This window comes from Amycolatopsis sp. (assembly GCF_035546795.1).
GTDB lineage: Bacteria > Actinomycetota > Actinomycetes > Mycobacteriales > Pseudonocardiaceae > Amycolatopsis_E.
The window spans coordinates 1-19,242 of record NZ_DASZWC010000034.1 but is presented as its reverse complement, the minus strand read 5'-3'; the positions used below and the strand labels follow the sequence as shown (position 1 = coordinate 19,242).

The 19,242-nt window shown below is 71.0% G+C and carries 1 protein-coding gene (only partly in view); it reads right to left on the bottom strand.

Translation table 11 applies throughout. From position 1 onward, the window contains the following. Nucleotides 1-19,224, bottom strand: partial view of a hypothetical protein gene (locus VHD82_RS21155; RefSeq protein ID WP_325706457.1) — the 5' portion only. It extends 12,951 nt beyond the left edge of the window; 19,224 of the gene's 32,175 nt are visible here — the first part of the coding sequence; it begins with the start codon at nucleotides 19,222-19,224; its stop codon lies beyond the left edge, outside the window. Nucleotides 19,225-19,242 lie beyond the last annotated feature (18 nt).

Genomic DNA, 19,242 nt, shown 5'->3' with positions numbered 1-19,242 from the left:
GGCCGCCGTCTTCGGACCGTGGACGTACAGCACTGCCCGCACCTGTTCGAGCAGCTCGGTCGACAGCGTGATCTGGTCAGGGCCGGGCTCGCCGGCCGGCACCCCCTGGAAGTACCGCTCGATGATCAGCCAGGCGGTGCGCGTGTTCCGGAATTCGTCCTGTGCGGGCAGTTCCGCCAGCAGTCCGGCGTAGTCGTCGACGTTCAGGTCGAACGGGCGCAGCCGGAAGGCGTCGCGCAACCGGCCGGCCGTGACGAACTCGCGCCGCTGCGCGCCTTCGACGAGACCGCGTTCCGTCAACAAGTAGTCGGCGTAGTCGCGCAGCCGGCCGAGGTCGCCCGGAGACAGGGTGAGCGGAACACCGGCCTGCCGCAGCAACGCGATGAACTCGTGCATGCCCTCCGCGTCGTAGCCGAACCAGGCGGCGACTTCCTGGCGCAGCAACGCTTCGGGCGACGGGCCGCGGGCCTCCGCGACATCGCCGGGTGTCCAGCGGTTCAGGGTGAACGGGTCGGCCCGGCCATACTCGGCGACGGCCTGGTCCGTGCCAGGGGCGGGCTCGGCGGGCGCGGGTGTGGTCGCCTTTCCGCCGGTCTCCTGGACTTCCGGGTGGATCAACGCGAACCGCTCCGGCAGCCGCTCCAGCAGTTCTTCGTAGGAGATCGTGGTGTTGACCGGCGGCTTGAGGGTGAGCCTGAGCCGCCCGTCCTCGATCACCGGCACCATGGCGATCTCGGTGCCCTGCACGAATGCCGGGAGCCGTTCGGCCGCGAGCCTGCGAAGCAGGGTTTCCGCTTCCGCCGCGGTCAGCTTGCCGGTGGTGACCGCGCGCCTGCCGGAGAAGAACTCCAGCATCCCCTTCGGAGTCCCGACCGCCGCGTTGAGCTCCGGCGCACGCAGCTCCAGCGCGGACTGCACCTTGCCCGCCAACCGCATCCAGTGCGGGGCCGCCACGGCGTCGTCGTCGGCCCAGACCGGCAGCTCGCCGGAGGTGAGCACCGGGATCGGCGCCGGCTCACCGTCGCCGACCGCCGGTTCGTGCACCGTCACCAGGTAGCGGCCTTGCTCGTGCACCGCGAAGTCGCCCAGCAGCGCCCGCATCCATTCGGGACGGGTCGCACCCAGCGCCCACAGGGTCTCGAACGCCAGCGGGCTGCGCACCTGTCCGGCACCGATCCCTTCCACCGCAAGGGATCCGTCGAACTCGGCGGTTTCCCACTGCAGTACCGACCACGGCTCACGGTCGAACCGGAACCGCACCTCGGCCGGCTCGTCGGTGGTCACTATGCCGAGCCCGAGTTGCCATCGCTTCGCCAGCAACGTCTCCGCGGACACGTTCAGCCACGCCGCGGTCGCGTCGAGCGCGCGCAAGGCACGCCGGAGCGCCTGCCCGCCGTCGGCGAGGCCGATCGTTTCGCCCATGGCACGCAACTGCATCCGGGCACGCGAGTCATCGAGTCCGTAGTACCGGTCCACCAGGTCCGGCGGGAACTCGCCGAGGGGCCGCAACCGCTGCCGGAGGTCCGCCGACGGCACCGCGTTCCGGTACGCGGCGGGCATCGGCCGGGACCTGAGCGGGCTGACCGGCTTGCCGGCCAGCGGAACGGGGTTGCGCAGCTCGTCCAGGATCAGCACGTCGAGCGCCTCGACGTCGTCGGTGTACAGCGGCGCGTCCCCTGTCCGGCCGGTCACCGGGTCGGCGAACACCAGCGCGTCGTCGCCCAGCCTTGCCACAGTGGTGACGAACGGCGCTTCGCCCGCGCGGTGCACGATGACGAAGGCGAACGACGGCCGGTCCGCACCGCGGAGCGCGTCCACAATGGACTCGTATCCCCCCGCCACGTCACCGGAACTGCTCGCGGCGCGCTGGAAAATACCGCCCAGGTCTTCGATCCGGCCGAAGTCGCGGGTGGGATCGGCCGGGCGGAGCGCCGCGACGGTGTGCGCGTCGAGCATCAGGCTGTCGAACAACACCATCGCCGCGTCGACGTCATCGGCACGCAGGAACGACAGGTGGTGACCGGCGAGCCGGACCAGCGCCTCGACGCTTTCCGCCCGTTCCATGGCACTGCGGACCAGATACTCGTGCGCGGAGTCCGGCGGCACGAGTTCGGCACCGCGCGTGACGTGTGCGCGCTCGAACGGCACCCGCGGCAGCGCGGGAAGTTCGACCGGCGCGGTCGCCAGCCCGGACAGCGCTACCAGCGCCCGCGCCGCCGGGGTGAGTCGTGCCGACAGCGCGGCTTCGCGGTCGCGGTCGTCCGAGGGCAGGTAGTTTTCCGCCTGCTCGATGAATTCCCGGCGCAGCGCGTCGAGCTCGTCCGATCGCGAACGCAGCGCCGCCACGTACTCGGCGGCGATGCGGTTCAGCAGCATCAGGCCGCCTGCGGTGTGCGCGTTGTGCACCCCGCGCCGGTCGCGGACGCGGCCGAACTCGAACTCCGCCCGGCCGAGTTCGTACGCGATCGCGCGCTGGGCGGCGGCCTTGCCGATGCCGCGTGGCAGCAGCACACTGATGCGCCCGGCGGTCACGATGTGCGTGCTCGTGCCGGCGTCGACCAGGTGCGGCGCGACCGGGATCACCCGAACCCGCCTGTCCTGGAACGTCAGCTCGAAGTCGACCTGCTCGGGCAGCTCGCGGGCGAACTCCCAGAGCGCCGTTTCGCCGTCGGCCGCGGAGTTCACCGCCGGCTCGGCCGGCACAGCCTTGCCGGCGGTGATGAGCACCGGACCGTCTCCGGTCGCGGTGAACTCCGTCATGCCACCGGCTTCCAGCAGCTCGCGTAACCGGTCCACCGGTGCGCTGCGGCCGGTGGACAGCCGAAGCGTGGTGCCGGCGGGCAGCCCCTCGGCGAGCCGCGTCAGCGCCGAAGGCAGGCCGGCGGTGAGCACCGTGTGATCCCATCCGGTCAGCACCAGTTCGACCGGCCGTCCCGTGCCCAGTTCGCCCTCGACGGCGTCGCGCAACCCGCGCCGGATCTCGTTTTCGGTCGCCTGCACCAGTTCTCGCCGGTCCCGCGACAACCCGCCGCGCCGCTGCTCCTGTCCGATGCGCAACAGCAGTTCGCCCAGCGCCTCCCGGGTGGCGCCGGCCGGAGTCGCGGACGTCCGGATCACCGCGAGCGTCCCGTTGGGCAGCGAACGGTCCAGCTCCACCCGTTCCGCGCCGGCCAGGAACGCCAGCGCCGCCAGATCGGCGAGCTGCGCCGGGCCCGGCTCGCCGGCCACGGTGACCAGTGTCGTCCTCGGCGCGTCCCGCAGCAGGTCGAAAACCAGCCGCACGGCGGCGACCGGGTCGAAGGTGCCCCGCTCGTCAAGCGCGCTGGCCAGGACGGGATCCCCGTACCAGCGCGTGACGATCGTGTTTCCGCGGATGGTGGCCGGCAGCACGTCCAGCCGGCGCACGCTCGCCACCAGATCGCCGTCGACGACCGTGATCTGCTCGAAGAACCGGTGCAGCTGCTGTTCGAGCGCGGCCACCCGGTCCGGCGCCGGCGTCCGGATGACGAGGCGCCCGTTGAAGCCGAGCACCTGCCAGGCCTCGTGGATCCGGTCGGTGACGCTCCCGGTCGCGGGGTCCGGTTCCAGTTGCTCGAACACGACCTCGCCGAATGGCTTGCCCACCCCGGGCCACGGCAGGTCCATCGTGGCGGTGCCGACCGTGAGCGTCGGCGCACCGGTGACCGGGCGCCCGTGGAAAACCCGTTCGTAGCGGACGACTTCCGGCGTCTGCAGCGCGGCGGTACCGAGCAGTCCGAGTGCGGCGATCTCCGCGGGTGCCGGATAGGCGTCGGCGCCGAACGGGTTGTGCTCCGCATCGCTCGCCAATCGCGACGCGGTCCGCAGGACATCGGTCAGCCGGTTCGCGAGCAGCAGGCCGGTCAGGCCGGCGTCGCCGTACTTCGCGCCCAGCTGTGCGATTCCTTGCCGCGCCTGCCTGATCCGCAGCGGGAAGTTGCTCCACATCGCCGTGTGGTCGAATCGGCGGGCCGCGGACCGGTCGTTCTCGGTTTCGATGCGGTGGGCCGCCATCCCCGCGATGACCTGCTCCGCGTCCTGGCGGCCACGCTCGTCCAGCGCCCAGCCGAAGTTCGCGCCCGCCAGCGCCTTCCGTGCGTCGCCCCGGGCTTGCACGACCAGGTGAGTCAGACCGGACTCGCGGTAGAACGCATCCCAGTGTGAGGTGATCGCGACCAGGATTTCGCCCGGCAGGTTCGGAAGTTCGGCGTGCTCGGCCCACACGTTGCCGTCCGCGTCCCGGAAGAACAGGTGCAGGCCGTCGCCGATGACGGTGCCGTCGGCGGTGGTGTAGCGCAGCCGCACTCCCATCACCCGTGCGCCTTCGGCGAAATCGCCTGCCGGGAAGTCCGGGATCGCCTCGGTGGCCCGGATCCGGATTCCGTCGAACTCCGATCCGTCGAGGCGGGCGTTGACGCTGTCGACGACCTGCTCGGCGGGCGGCCACCCTTCGGCGGGCACGAAATCGGAGGCCAGGAGCGCCGAACGCGGTGCCGCGGCGGGCTGCGGCGGCCTGGCCAGGTGCACGAGATAGTCGGCCGTTCGCATGAACGGCACCCCGGGGTCCGTCTCGGGCAGGGTGAGATCCACGGCGAAGGTGGTGTTGTCCAGGCCTGCCAACGAAGTCGCCTGCCGGACCGTGACCTGTTCCTCGGTCGCCTCGGCGTAGCGGACGGTGACGGAACGGATGCCGTTGCCGGCGGCGAGTCCGTAGGCGAGCGACGTGATGGACAGGGCCCCGGCGCTTTGGGCAGTCCGCCCGGCGTCGGCGAGCACCGCCACCTTGGCGCCCGGCTCACGGAGGATGTCCGCGATCTGGCCGGCCATGATGCCGCGCACCGTCTCGCGGTTGACGAACTCGCCGGGCGCCGGCTGGTATCCGACGACCCGTACCTCGATTCCCGCGGCCGCCATCGCGGCGGCGAGCTGCGCGCTCGGCTCTTCTGCCACGGCGAAATGCGTGATGCCCGCGTTCCGCAGGGCAAGCGCGCTGCTCTCGATGTGCCCGCGCGCCAGCGGGTTGGCCGGCGCCTCGGTGAGCAGCAGGACTCGTTCCGCGCCAAGGATCTTGCGGTAGTCGACCTCGACGCGAGTAGCCCGCAGGTGCTCGGCGAGCCGGTCCGGCAGCCCCCAGACCATCGGCGGTTGCGCACCTGCGCGGCGCACGAAATGCCGGAAGGACGCGATCTCGGCGATCTTCTCGGCGATCTCGGCCGGATCGGTTTCCCCGTCGGCGGGCAGCCGGATCCCGAACCGGTCCGGCTGCTCCCGGTTGATCAGCAAGGCGACCGGGCGCGCCAGCCCTTCGACCCGCTCGAACCCGATCTCGTAGCAGTTTCCCACGTTGTCGACGACGTACAGCCCGTCCGCGCGGGCTTGCACGTCCTGCACGGAATCGCCGAGCCGGTAAGCGGTCGCGGCGATCGTGGCCGCATCGGCACCGACCGGGGTGGTGCCCGCCGGTCGCGGCGCCGGGGTGATCCGCCGGGACCTGAACTGTCCATTGAGGACGTGGTGCGCGATGTCGGCCACGAGCCCGGTCGCCGACTCGTCGAACGCCGGGATCGCGACCGCGATCCCGAAGACGCCGTCGGTCTCGGTGAACGCCTCCCCGTCGTAGTAACGGGACAGGGCGCCGTGACCGCCGAGCCGGAGCAGCACGGAGTAGCCGGCTTCGCCGTCGTTGTAGGAAACGTCGATCCGGAGCTCGTCACCCTTCGGGCGGCTCGCCTGGACCTGCAGCGGATGGTTGTGGTCACGGTCGCGCACGGCCTCCTCGAAGGCGGCGAGCTGTGGACGGCCGAGCAGGTCCGTCGGCGCCGGCGCCGGGAGCTCGTACCTGACCGACACCGGGAGGGCGTCGGCCGGCTCGGGCGCGGAGTCCTCCGGCCGGGTGAGCGCCGCGGTAAGCAGTTCCGGCGAGTTGCGGAGGCGATGCCGCAGGCCGAGGCCGAACCGGGTCCGTGCGCGCAGCTCATCGGCCGCCGCGGCGAGCAGGTCGAGATCCGGGCCGAACGGGTCGAGCGTGATCCCCTGCCGCGTCAGCAGGTGCGCGAAGGCGTTGCGCTGCAAGAGGTTCTTCGGTGAGAAGCCGAAGTATCCGCCCGCGATCAGCTCGGTCCTGCGGATGGCCCAGTCCGGGTCGCCAGGCGGGAGCTCCCACCTGGCGTGCATCGCGTGCTGGTAGGCCATCGCCCGGCGCGCCGCTTCGACGATCGCCCGGCGCTGCGCCCGGTCCGTCCACCCGGCGGGGACTTCGATGCGGAACTCGCTGCCCACGACGGTCAGCCGCGGGGTGTCCTGGGTGGTGGCGCCGATGCGGAGCGGGAGCGGCCACCGGAGGTGATCGAACACCGTGAGCAGCACCTCGGTGTCCTCGGTGCGGGTCACGATGTGCCCGACGTCGTCGAACAGCCGGCGGAGGTCGCCGGTCGCCTGCGCGACCACCACCCGGTCCACGGGCTCCCCATAGGCCTCGTGCCGGTACCGCAGCCACCCGTATTCTTCCCGGCCGGCCAGGATGTCCTGCACCCGCATGGCGATCACCGCGGGTGCGAGCGGGCCGAGTTCGCGCAGCGGCAGACGCCTGCCGGCCTCGACGTCGAGCGCGGACTTGTCGCCGATGATGAGGGTGGTCGTGCCGTCCGCGACGATCTTCAGCCGCCCGTCTCCGTCCGGGGCGACCTCGAACTCCACTGTGGACATTCCGGCGAGCTCGGCCCTGACCGCCCCCGCCAAGGCCGTCAGGTCGGGCCGCTCCCGGCCGAACCCGGGCTCCACGACCGCTCCGCCGAAGGCCGCGGCCGAAATGAACCGCTCGATGTGCTCCGGCTCGATCTCGTAACGATATTCCACGACCTCGTCGAGGAACTCCGGCTCCCAGTCCCGCACTTCCACCAGCTCCGCCGGCAGCGGCCCGGTCAGCGTCCTGAGGAACTGGTGCGCCACCCGGTGATCCGCCTTCTCCCTGGCCAACAGCAGATCCCGGATCTGCCCCCGGGTCAGCCCCGCAGCCTCGTCCAGCGGCCGCCGGCGCAACGAGGTCGCTACCTCCTTCACCAGCGAAGTCGCCACCGTGGCCGGCGGTTCACCCACCCGCAACCCGATCCGCCCCGACGTCCAGTCGAAGACAGCCGAGGACCACAGATAGTCCGAAAGCCGTTGCTGTGCCCCGAGATCACCGGGGAACGCCTTCTCCAGCCCACGCCGGTTCAGCTCGAAAGCGCCGTCGAGCAACCGCGTGAACCGCGCCGAAATCTCGCCCGGGTCCATGCCGAATTCGGCGGCGAGGATGTCCACCGAGGGCGCGACGAGACGGGCCAGATCACGTTTGAGGGCCTCGTCCAGCCCGCCCGGGAAGCGCTGCTCCGGAGTGGGCGCGGGGGCTGTCTCCGCACTGGAACCGTTGTCGCGCTTGGTTCCGGTGATGGTCAGCTTCCCGGACTCGGTGACCTCGACGTCGATTCCGTTCGACTCCAGCACCGCCACCAGGCCGGCCACGTGGTCGTTGAGCGCCGTGGTGATGTGCAGCCTTCCGCCGGCCGGCAGCGTCTCGGCGAGCCCGGCCAGGAATGCCTCGGTCAGTTCGCGGTGATCCCAGTGCCGCAGCTCGACCTTGCCCGAAGGCGTGGCGCGGCCCGTTCTGGTGGTCCGCGGTTTCACGGCGGAGAGCACCAGGCGCTCCCCCAGCCCGTCTGTGATCGTGACGGTGAGGATGCCCGCCGCCGACAGCGTTCGCACGAAGTCAGGCACCCGCGGCAGGTCCTCGCGCGGCAACGAGAGCAACAGGGCTTCGCCGCGTTGGAGCGCGGCCACGGTGGCGGCGAGCGTCGGCACGTCGAGCTGCTCGACGACCTCCGGCCGGTCACCGGCCCGCACCTGACGCGGAAGCGTCGCCACGAGCCGGCCTTGAGTGGGTATTCCCGTGCTGAGGAACCAGTTCCGAACCTCGGAGTGGAGCTCGTCGAGCTCGTGGTACGGCAGGGCGCTCGGCAGCCGGATGACGAAGCGGCCATCGACCCGGAGCAGCTTCCGCGCTGCTTCGAGTACCGGGGTGAATGCGCCGGTGAACACGTCGCGCGCCAGGTCCGTCAGTACGATTTCGTCGAAAACGGTTCCGGACGCGGGCAGTTCCTCCTGGCGGCCGGTCCACCGGTCGATCCGCTCCGGGGCCGGCACCGGAGTTCCGCGAAACTCCGGACGTCCGTCAAGGGCGCGCTGGAGATGAAGCTGATACGTGTTCTCCAGCGCGAGCCTGCCGGGCCGGCCGATGAGCACGATGTCCGCGGGCGAGGGGTGCCCCGGCGCGGCGAACTCATGCTGCTTTGCCATCCGCAGCACCTCGGCGATCGCCTCGATCTCGGTGCGCAGCAACGATTCCAGTGCATCCGCAGAGGTAGCCCGGAAGCGCCGGAGCAGCAGCCCGAGGGCGGTGGGATCCCCGGACCGAAGCTCGCTCAACGCGTCGGCCAGCACGGACTGCTGTTCTTTGAGCAAGGACAAGGCCCGCGCCGCGGTGTTCCGACCGTCGCTGTCCGGCGGCCAGCCGTACCCGGCCAGTGCCAGCGCGACCCAGTCCTGTTCCGGCGCGGTCACCTTGAGATCGCTGAACCCGTTGTCCCGGAACAGCTCGTCCATGAAGGAGTTCACCGCGAGCGCGAGGCCTTGGGCACGCAGTCTGTCGTCCTGGATCACCAGGCCCGCGTTCTCGCCCCAGACGCGTTCGCGACCTTCCCGGTGGACCAGGTATTCCCCGAAGCCGACCACCCGGTCCGGGGTCGCCGGATCGTGCAGAGTCACCACCATCGCGAGGTAGGTCGTGCCGCGCGAAACGTTCGCGAAGGTGGTGTGCAGCTTGATTCCGCCGAAGTCGAAACCGCCGAGGTGCCGGTTGAGGATCTCCGCGACCTCGCTGGCCTCCCGCCGGTCGTCGCCGACCAGCTCGGCGATCGGCCGGGGTGGCTCGACCTCGGTCAGTATCGCACCCAGTCTGGTGTCCATAGTGGACAACACCTGACTGATCTGTTCCTCACGTGCCCACTTGGCCGTCGCCGGCGGCGGCAGCGAAACGAGTCCGACGGCGGCACCGCCGGGATCGGGCACCCGCAGGGTCGGGATGCGCGTCTCCGGGTCGATCTCGATCCGGACGCGGGTCACCGGCCTGCCGTACAACGGGATGTCCCAGACCCCCGGGCGGCCGGCCACCGGTTCGCCCTGGCGCCAGGACATCCACGACGCCACCGCTTGGGCCAGCGCATCCGCATCGGTCAGCCCGTCGGCTTCGGCCGGCCACGGTTCGCCCAGCGGTTCCGACCTCGGCGCCATTTCCGGAATCCGCGCGCGGCGCTCCTCTTCGGCCTGCCGCACAGCCGCCTTGGTGGCTTCGACCAGCTCCGGCGTGCGCGAATAACGCTCGCCCACCAGGCGAAGCGCCGTCAGCACCCGCTCAGCCGTCACCTCTCGCGCACCGGCCGGCATCTCGACGAGCACTGGCGCGGCCGAGCGGCCGAGCCCGTCCGCACCGATGTGCAGTTCGGGCAGCCGGACGGTCAGCGGGGCGTCCGGGTTCTCCAGCAACGCGGCGGGCCGGAACCGCACCTCGGCCATCGCACCGGACGCGAACCGCGTGATCACCGCCACGTCGCCGCCCTGCCCCTCGTGCGAGCGCAGCCCCGCGATACCGGACCAGGGATCCTGCTCCCCCGGCAGGGAAAGCTCCGCGAGCACGGTCACGAGCATCGCCGCGTCGATCATCCAGCTCTGCGGCTCGGCAGGCGCCCCGATCTGCAGTAGGTGTTCCTCGGCCGGTTCGGAATCGGCCTGCGGGAACGGCCGAACTCCTTGGTATGTCCCGAAGTCCGGCACGGGAACCGAAGGCTGGGTGGCGAGCACGGGACCGGTCAGCCGGTCCGTTTCCGCGCTCACGGCATCCAGATCCGGCTGGGACCACAGGAATTCGGCGAAGCGGCGAAGCTCGGCGCCCGGCGCGTCGAGACCGGCGCGATGACGCGCGGTCAGGAACACCACCCAGTCGGTCGCGTAGAACGCCGCTGCCGCCTCGTCTTCATCCGGTTCGTCGTACTCGTCGTACTCCGGTTCGTCCTCGGAATCCCTGGCGTAGTCGAAGTCGGTGAACTCCTCGCGCATCAGGAAGATCTCGGCGTAGGTCTCGCCGAGCGGGTCCATCAGCCGCGCGCCCGCCGGTTCGCGCAACACGGTGGGCAGACGCGGATCCGGCTGCCAGATCGTCCCGTCCGCCAGGATCGCCAACTTGCCGCCCTCCCCGTAGACCCGTTGGCCCGGCATTAGGTCGTGCATCGCTTCGTGCTGGTCCAGCACGGCGGTGACCCGCTCGTTGTAGTCGCGGATCCACTCGCTGATCTCGCTCAGCAACGTCGCCGCCGCGATCAGATCCGCCGCCGACGCCCTCCCCTCGACGGATTCGGCGTACCGGTGCACGAGTGGCATCAGCTCTTCACGGAGCGTCGCGGCCATGTCCCGGGCGGCTCGCGCGGCGTCGGCCCACAGTTCACGCCCCGGGCTCCCCGCCCTGTTCCAGACCGATTCCAACGAGACGACGGCGTGCCAGAGGTGCCAGGCGGACAGGTCCTCACGACGCGGTTCGCGCCCGGCCCATTCCGGCACCGCCGTCGGGATTTCGCTGTGCGCCGTCGCGTTCAGGGCGCGATCGACGACCACTTCCTCGTGTACCGCCTCGATGTGTGCGCGTTGCTCGTTCAGGCGTCGTAGCGTCTGTTGCAGGTAGTAGTTCCGAAGCGCGTCGAGCTGCTTCGCGTCCCCGGGATGCGCCTCGGCTTCGGCGATCCACGTATCCAGCTGCGCCAGCACGGCTTCGGTCGAAGCGAGCTTCTGCGCCCGCTCCGCCACCGTGAAGCTGTAATGGGCGCGCACCCGCTCGGCAAAGCGCTGAACCCACGCGACAATCCCACGCCGGTCGGCTCGGCGCAGCGTCTCGCGCATGACCGCCTTCGCGGCCTCCATCATTTCGCCGAAAGCAATGGCGACCGACACGGACGGACTGTCGTCGGGCGCGTTCGCCGGCACCGCGGCACTCCGGCCGGTCCGACGGGACCGCGAGTACCGTTCGTCCACCGCGGCCAGCGCCTGGTAGATCCGGGCCCGCGCGGCCGAGACCGGATCCAGGCCGCCGACCAGCGAGTACCGGACGTTGAACCGGACGACCACGGCCCGCGCGGACCGCCCCCGGCCGTCCGTGCCCACGACGAGTTCCGGAAGCGAGATCCTGGCGTGCGGCGGAGCCGGCTCAACCGCGCCCATCATCCCGCCGATCAACCGCCCGAGGTTCTGGAAGTCCGAGTCCGAAACACTGAGGACGACCCGTGCCATCGCCCCGGACCGGAAGTGCACCAGGACGGCGATGTCGTCGACGAGTCCTTCGTCGGCACCACCCGTCAGCAGCTCGATCCGGTCCACCCCGGAGATCGGGTCGTGCTCGGTCGCGTCGAGCGCCGACAGTTCGCGTACCGCCTGCGCAAGCAGGTCCAGGTGCTCCCGCTCCCAGTCTTCGCGTCCGCCGCGCATGTCCGCCGGGCGAAGCGCACCGGCGACGAACTCGTCGGCCGGGGCCCGCAGGTGCACCTCCTCCTGGGCCAGCCGGTCGGCCTCGCCGCCTTCGAACTGGTACCAGCTGAACCGGGCAGGCAGGGTGTCCGGGTCTTCCTCGATTTCGGCGCTCTGCCCGGGCGAATACCAGTCGCGCACCACCTTCAGCGCTTCGCCGATGCCTCGGTCCAGATCCCCGCGCGCGTTGACGACGATGCGGATCGGCCGGCCGGTCGTCGAGTGGGCCTGGCCCTCGGCGTCGTGCAGGACCTCCGGCAACTGGACCTGAGCGGCGACGCCACGCGGCAGATCGGCGCTGACCTCCACGTCGATCATCGCCATCGCGCGCGACGTGAACCGGACCAGCGCCCGCACCATCGCAAGGCGCGCGAGCCCCGGCTCGTCGAAGATGAGTGCCCCCAGCACGACACCGCCACGCCTCGACGACCGGTGGGCCAGCTCGCCAAGGACGCGCTCGACTTCGGCAACCGCGAGCGGCTCCCACTCCTGTTCGAGGTGCCACGGCGCACGGTCACCGGCGGCAGGCACCTCTATCTGCGCCCCCGGCGTCGGTTCCGCGTCCGCGGGGATCGGGATCGCCTTGTACGCCTCGAAAGCGCTGCGCAGGTCTGCCGCGGCGAACCAGTCGTTCACCTCGTCCAGAGCTTGATCGACGAGGTCGCGCAACGCGGCTTCGGGACCGCGCGGGTCGGCGAGCACGACTTGCGCGGACACGGAGATCATCGCGGGCTCGCCGTACGCGGATCCGCCGAGACCGTCCACTCCGACCTCGGTGTGCGGCAGGCCCAGTTCCGCGGCCGTGTCCGGGGTATCGCGCTCATCGATACGGAAGACCACCTCGGCGAGCACACCCGTGGAGAACCGGACCAGCCCGCGCATCCAGGTGCGTGGCGGAGCGGCGGACTCCGCGAAGCCGGCCTGCACCACCGCCCGCCGGCCTTGGACATCCGCCAGCACATCCGTGAGCAACGGCCACAGGGAGGAGGCGCCGGGTAGCGTGCCGCGGCCCTCGAGGTTGCGCGGCGCCGGAATGGCGCGGCCCGCCGTGATAACCGGCGCGACCCCCGGTTTCCGCGCCACCGCGAGGTAAGCCGCGTAGTCCGCGTCGAGGTCGCGCTCGGCCGGAAGACCAGATGCCCCTTCGCGGCCGGCGCCGGGCTCGACGACGTCGCCACCGAAGACAGCGGCTGTGACGAAGTTGGTGATGTGGTCCTGCCGGCTCTCGTACCGGTACCGGACGACCTCGGCGAGGAATTCCGGATCCCAGCCGCGCACCGCCTCGGCTTCGGGAGACAGCGTTCCGGTCAGTTCCCTGAGGAACCGTTGCGCCAGCAGGTGGTCATCGCGTTCCCGGCCGTGCATCCGCTGCTCGGCCTCGGCCAGCGTCCTGTCCGCCACCTCCGTCGCCGGCGGCGTACGCAGCGAGGTGGACAGTTCCTTGACCAGCGTGGTCGCCAGCACGTCCAGCGGCTCGCCGGGGCGCAGCCCGATCCGGCCGGAGGCCCAGTCGAACACCCCGGCCGCCCACAGGTATTCCGTCAGGCGATCCTGCGCGGCCTGCTGTCCCGGGAACGCCGCCCGCAGGCCCCGCGGGTTCAGCTCGAACATCCGGGTGAGCATCCGGTCCAGGTGCGAGCGGACTTCTTCCTCGGTCTTTCCGTGCGCCTCCATCAGCAACGGCACGGCCTTTTCGGCCAGCGTCCGAAGCCGTCCCCTGGTGTCCTCCGTGAGTCCGGTGACCATCGTGGTCATCGGCTCGGCGGCCGGGTTGCCGGTCCACTCGGCGGTGAAGTCCACGCCGTCCCCGCCTGGCCGGAAGGTCCACCACCCCGCCACCCGCCCGGGGGAGATCTCCGCGTGCAAGATCTCGGGCCGGCCGAGGTCGGCGGGCCTGCCCTCGAACTGCCGCGACGCCTCGACGTCGATACCGCCCGGCTGGTAATGCACGTAGATACGCACCGGGCCGTCGTCCATCGTGGCCGCTGCCTGCCAGAGCGCCCGGACGAGATCCTGCGTCGAGCGCGACCAGCCACCCGGCGAATCGGTGTGGCGGAACAGATACCGGTTCAGCTCCAGCGAGACGTGTTCAGGGCGCTTCGCCACGACTTCGGCCGGCGAGTCGGTGGTCACCAGGTAGTGCGCCTCGCCGGCGAAAGCCCGCCGGAGGACGATCCCGATTTCGGAGAGGTCGGCGACGAGGTGTGCCGGAAGATCGACGGCTCCCCGCTCGAAGTCCTCGAGCCGCGGCCGGGTGACGTCGCGCTCGATGCCGAGCTGATACCAGGACAGGGCGTGCTGGAACTGTTCCTCGAGGTTGTCCGTCTCCGCGGGAATGTCCGCGTCCCGGTGATACACACCTTCGCGGGGCAACATGACGCCCTGACCCTGGCCGTAGAAGAGCACGACCTGGGTATCGGACAGCAACTGGAGGGAAACTTCCGGACCACTGTCGCGGTTGACGAACATTCCGCGCTCGTCACGCGTGAGTCTCGCTTCCCAGGTGCTCCAGGTGCCGTCGGCGGCGCCGACGGCCCCGTTCACGATCAGCCCGTCGCCGTCCCCGGCCAGCCAAAGATCGTTCGTCTGTCCATAGTAGACGGCCGAGTGGTAGGACCATTCCCTGCCGACGGTCCCGGCCGGCCGCTCCGCCGTGGCGCTCCGGTGGAACAAGCCATCGAGCAGGCGGTTCGCGGAGCGCCGAGCCTCCGTCACCGGCACGCGCAGCGCGACCAGCTCCGCCGGTGTGCCGGAGAAGTGCTGGATCTCGCTGGTGCCCGCCACGACGAATTCGCGGGCCAGCCCCGCCTGGTGCAGGTGCAACAGGTCGTCGCGGCCGAGCGGGATCGTGAACCCGAGTGCCAACCGAGTCGCGTCCGTCCCGCGCCAGGTGTACTCGTCGTGCAGATGCACCTGGTAGGCGATCTCGACGGTAGGTGGCCGCCCATCCACGGCCGGCCGCAGGACGGTCACCATCCCGGTCGTCTTGTAGTGGAAGCTGCCCAGTGCCGTTTCCCAGTCATGGTTGCCGTCCCGGCCGAGCAGCAGTTCAGCCGGGTACCGCGTCCAGTTCACCGAGAACGGCCGTGCACCGTAAACCCCCGAAGCCTGCGCGGCCCGCACGATGCGCAGCGCCTCCGCGGCCACCTGTTTGCCTGCCAGCGCACGGAAATGCGGCAGCTCGCGCAGCGGTTCCTCCGGCCGGATCCAGAAGGGTTTTCCCGTGTTGCCAAGGAAATGGCGCAGAAGCGTCGCCGTGTGCGGGAACACCAGCTCAAGCGGGCGGATGGCGAACGAGGTGGCCAGCCAAACCATCCGGTCGCGTAGCGAAGGCCGTCGCACCGCGTGCTGACCGGCGCCACCGCCGGCGCGCAACTCGCCCCTGGACGGTGCCGCCGGGAATCCGGATGCGACCACCGGGATCGCGTCCAGCTCGTCCTGCTGGTCCTCCTCGGCGGACAACTCGTCGAGCACCGTTGTTTCCGGCCCGCGGCCCAGCTCCTGGATGTCCACGCCGTGCTGGTTGAACCACGCGATCAGTGCACCCACCCGGGAGAGCGTGGCGGCGATATCGCCGAAATCCTGTTGCCAGACCAGGATCGCCAAGCGCAGTCCGGCAAGCTCGACTTTCAGCCGGGCGACGTCCTCCGGGAATTGCACGAGCAGCTCGGATTCCACGGCCAGTTCGAGCCGGGCGATCAGCACGGGCGTCCGGTTCTCCCCGGTCACCGCGGCATGCAGCAGGTCGGTCACGTCGCCGACGGAAATCCCGCTGTCGAACCCGAGCTCTCCGCCGAGCGTGAGCACGGGGACCACCGGGGCCCAGGCGCTCCGCTCAGCGATGTCTTCCGGGCCGATGTGCCGCTTGAGCGCCGCCAGCAACAGAGCCCGCGAAAACGCCCCGCCGACCGGCACGCGGTCGAGGAATGTCCAGCTGAGCGGCGCCTCCGCGCGCAGTGCCCTGGCCCGCCTCGCGATTTCCGCCTGTACCCGCGGCGCCGGTGGGTCCGGCCGGAGCGCGTTCTCCCGCAGCCACACGTCCATGGCTTCGGCGGCGGCGAGCATCCGGTCCTGCAGCACGACGAGCGCCGCGGCCCTTGCTTCGAGCGGCCGCTCGTCGGGCAGGCGCATGGCCATCTCGGCGATCTGCCTCAGCAGGACGTTCGGCGCGCTGACGCCGTATTCGGCGCTCCAGCCGCGTGCCCAGCTGACGTCCTGCTCCGCGGCGCGCGCGAGCCGCCCCATCCAGCCGAACAGGTCGAAGCGGCCGGTATCCGGTCCGTCCGCCGGTACCGGTGCCACCGGCCGGTGCCCGCCCGGGCCGCGCTTGATTCCGATGACGGCGTTCGAATCGGCGTCGGCCTGAGCGTCGAATCCGTTCATCGACAGGACGTCGGCAATCGCACGCAGCCCCGCCTGCCCGGTGGTGAGGTAAAGCACCTCGGGCGCCGAAAGCAGTCCGGCGAGCCTGGCCAGCAGATCCGGCGTGAGGTCCCGGTAGTCCCACTGCCAGAGGACGAGGGAAAGCGGGCCGGGCACGGCACCGGGGCGCTCGGCCGACAACAGCACGCGATCCCCGAGGTCGCCGATGAGCTGGATGTCCCGCGCGCCGAGGCCGGCCACAATGCCCACCAGGTCGGGAAGGCCGGCGATCTCCTCCCGCGGCACGGAAAGGTACAACCGGCTGCCGTCGGGGACGACCTCCAGCGCCGCACGTACCGCGGTTTCGGTCCGCGCGTGCTCCACCGCGATCGGCATGTTGCGCACCTGTCGCGGTACCGCGGCGCGGATCTCCGGCCCCGTGTCGTCGACGATCACGAACCACCGCCGCAGTGCGTCGGCGATCGCCGGCTCGTTGCGGACAACCAGAATGTCCTGGACGCGCGCGGCGTTCCGGAGACCGAACGCGTGCTCGGTGTAGCCACCGGTGTACTGGTCGCGCTCCATCTTGGTCACGCGCAGCACCTGGCCGGGCTCCGCGAGCACCGGCGGCTTCGCCGGTCGCCGGCCGGTGCCGAGATCCCGGCGCAATGGCAGCTGGGACAACGCCTCCAGGACCACCCGGCCCGACGCGCCGATGAACAGCACATCCGCCGGGCTGGGATGTCCCTCCGTGCCGAACGGGTGGATCCGCGCGACATCGAGCACTTCGTCGATACGCCCCATCTCGGCCACCAGTTCGGCCCGCAGCGCATCGGTGTCGTCCGCCGGGTAGCCGGCAGGCAGCTCGTCTTGCCTCAATGCATACGTGATGTCGGCCAGCGCCAGCCGTTGCGCGCTCAGCGATTCCATCACCAGGGCGGCGGCGTGCCCGCCGGTCGGCGCCCAGCCGTAACCGTTGAGCACCAACGAGATCCGGTCCGCGTCGGGCGCGGTCACTTCCAGATGGCCGAACCCGAGCGTGCGCAGCACATCGTCCAAACGCGACTGTACCGCGTCGGCGAGGCCGCGTTCTTGGAAGCCGGCATGGGTGTATTCGACCCAGGTGTCGTGCAGGACGACCTCGATCCGGCCCGCCTCCCGCTCCGGGGTGCCGAAGGCGAACCCGGCCCGGATGCCGTCCGGTCCGCGGCTGACCGTCGTCGCGCCGGGCAGGAAGGTGATCCCGGTTTCTCCCGCACGGAAGGAGAATCCGGCGAACAGACCGGAGATCCGCTCGACCGGATCACCCTCCGCGCGGGAGTACTGCAGCCTGGTTTCGCCCTCCCGCAGCTGCGTGAGCGACCGGACGTAAGCACTGTCTTTCGGGTGCACGGCAAGGGAGACGACGGCCGCGTTCATCTCTTCCGTCCACATCGGACTCTGGATGGCCGCCAGTTCGGCCGGCAGCGCATCCGGTGCCAGCAGCCGCAGGAACCGGCGCTCCACCTCGTGCGCCAGGATCTCCCGCGCCACCACCTGCTGCGGGCTCAGCCCGGTGAGCGGTCCGGACAGCTCGTGGGTGGCCTCGTGCAGGATCGCGGCCACGACATCGGCCACCGTGACCGGGCGGAGGAAGTTGCCGTCCGCGTCGAACCGGCCGAGCCGGACACCCATTCCGAGTTCGCCGTCGAGCACCGCGCGCACGGTCGGATCGGCGGCGGCCTCGGCGAGCCTGGGGTCGGTCGCCTGGTCCGGACTCAGCTCGAACAGTCCGTCGATCAGCCGGCGCACGGTCGCACCGGCCTCTTCTTCGGACACCCCGCCGAGCACCTCGGCGATCAGCCCGGACGCGGCTTCTGCCAGTTCGGCGATCGCGGGGTCGCGCAGGTCGGTGACGGTGGCGCCGACCTCCGGCCCGGCGAACGCCGCGGGAATACCGGTACCGGCATGGGTGTCCGACACCGGGACGGCGGGCATGACGTGTGCGGCGGTGTTGACCAGCCAGACCCGCTGGCCGATGCCGCCGAGCTCCCGGATGGTGCCGTCCGGCTCGATGATCGAAACCGCGATGTCCTGCTGTGCGCCCAGATCGGCCTCGGTGACCGACACCGGCACCTCGGCCCCGAGCTGCCGCAGCGCCCGCCCGAGCGAGTCCGGCCCGGGTGCGAGCCATTGCGCGCGCAGCGAAAGCCGGTTGAGGTTCCGGAGCTGATGCAAGCTCGGCGCGTTCGGGTCGCCGGTTTCGCGGGTGAAATCCGTCGCCGCCAGCTGGTGTCGCGCCGTCGCGCCGGGCAGCGTGCCCGCCACGAAGGCGCCGTAGGGCACGCCGTAGTAGTAGATGGCCGACCGCACCAGTTCGGTCACCTCGGACGAGTCGTCCGGGTTGACCCGCACCTGCCCGAGTGGCACACCGTGCCGGAAGCGGTCCAGCACCACCCTCGTCGTCCGCGCCAGGTCGGGGTTGTCGGGCGCGAGCGGCAGCGACGGCGACGGGTCGAGCTGTGCCGGGCGCAGGCGGAACGCCGCGGCCACCCAGTCCGGGTCGGCCTCCAGCACCTGCCTGCGCTGCCAGCCCGCGGTCAGGTTGTGGCGCACGGTCAGCTCGGCCACGACACCGAGCAGCGCGGCACCGTCCGCCGGGCCGCGGAGGGTGACCCCGACTCGGCCGAGCACGGTCTCGAACCGCGCCAGCTCGTCGGTGCCGTACCCGAACAGGGCGGCCAGCCGGGTCTGGTCCGGCGAGACGGCGAGCATCAGCGTGGTCAGTGCGCCGTCGGAGAGCGACGCGACCGGCAGTTCGGTCAGCTGCGCGTCGGGCCTGGTGGCGTAGTCCATCCCGCTCAGCAACGCGGTCGCCACCGCTTCGGCCAGCCGATCCGGCCCGTGCGCCCGGAACAGCGCACGGAGGTCCACTTCGGAACCTCCGCGTGCGAGCTGGAAAGCGTTGTGCGCCAGCAAGGTTCGCGCCCCGCCGACCAGTGGTAGTGCGGCCGCGACGGCCTGCCGGTAACCGGCCTCGTCGAACATGGCCGCCCGCCACCTGCGCACCCGGTTCGCGGCCTCCGGGCGGTGCAGCGCGTCGTCGATCGACACGCCGTCCCACGCGGCGGCCACCGCCATGTCGTTGCGCGACCGGATCACCAGTTGCGACAACGGTTTCCCGGTCCGGATCGCGCGCACGCGCAGCTCGTCGAGGTTCAGCCGCTTGTCCTCGGCGAGTGCGAGCAGCGCGTCGGAGAGCACGTCCCGTCGCCGGGCCCC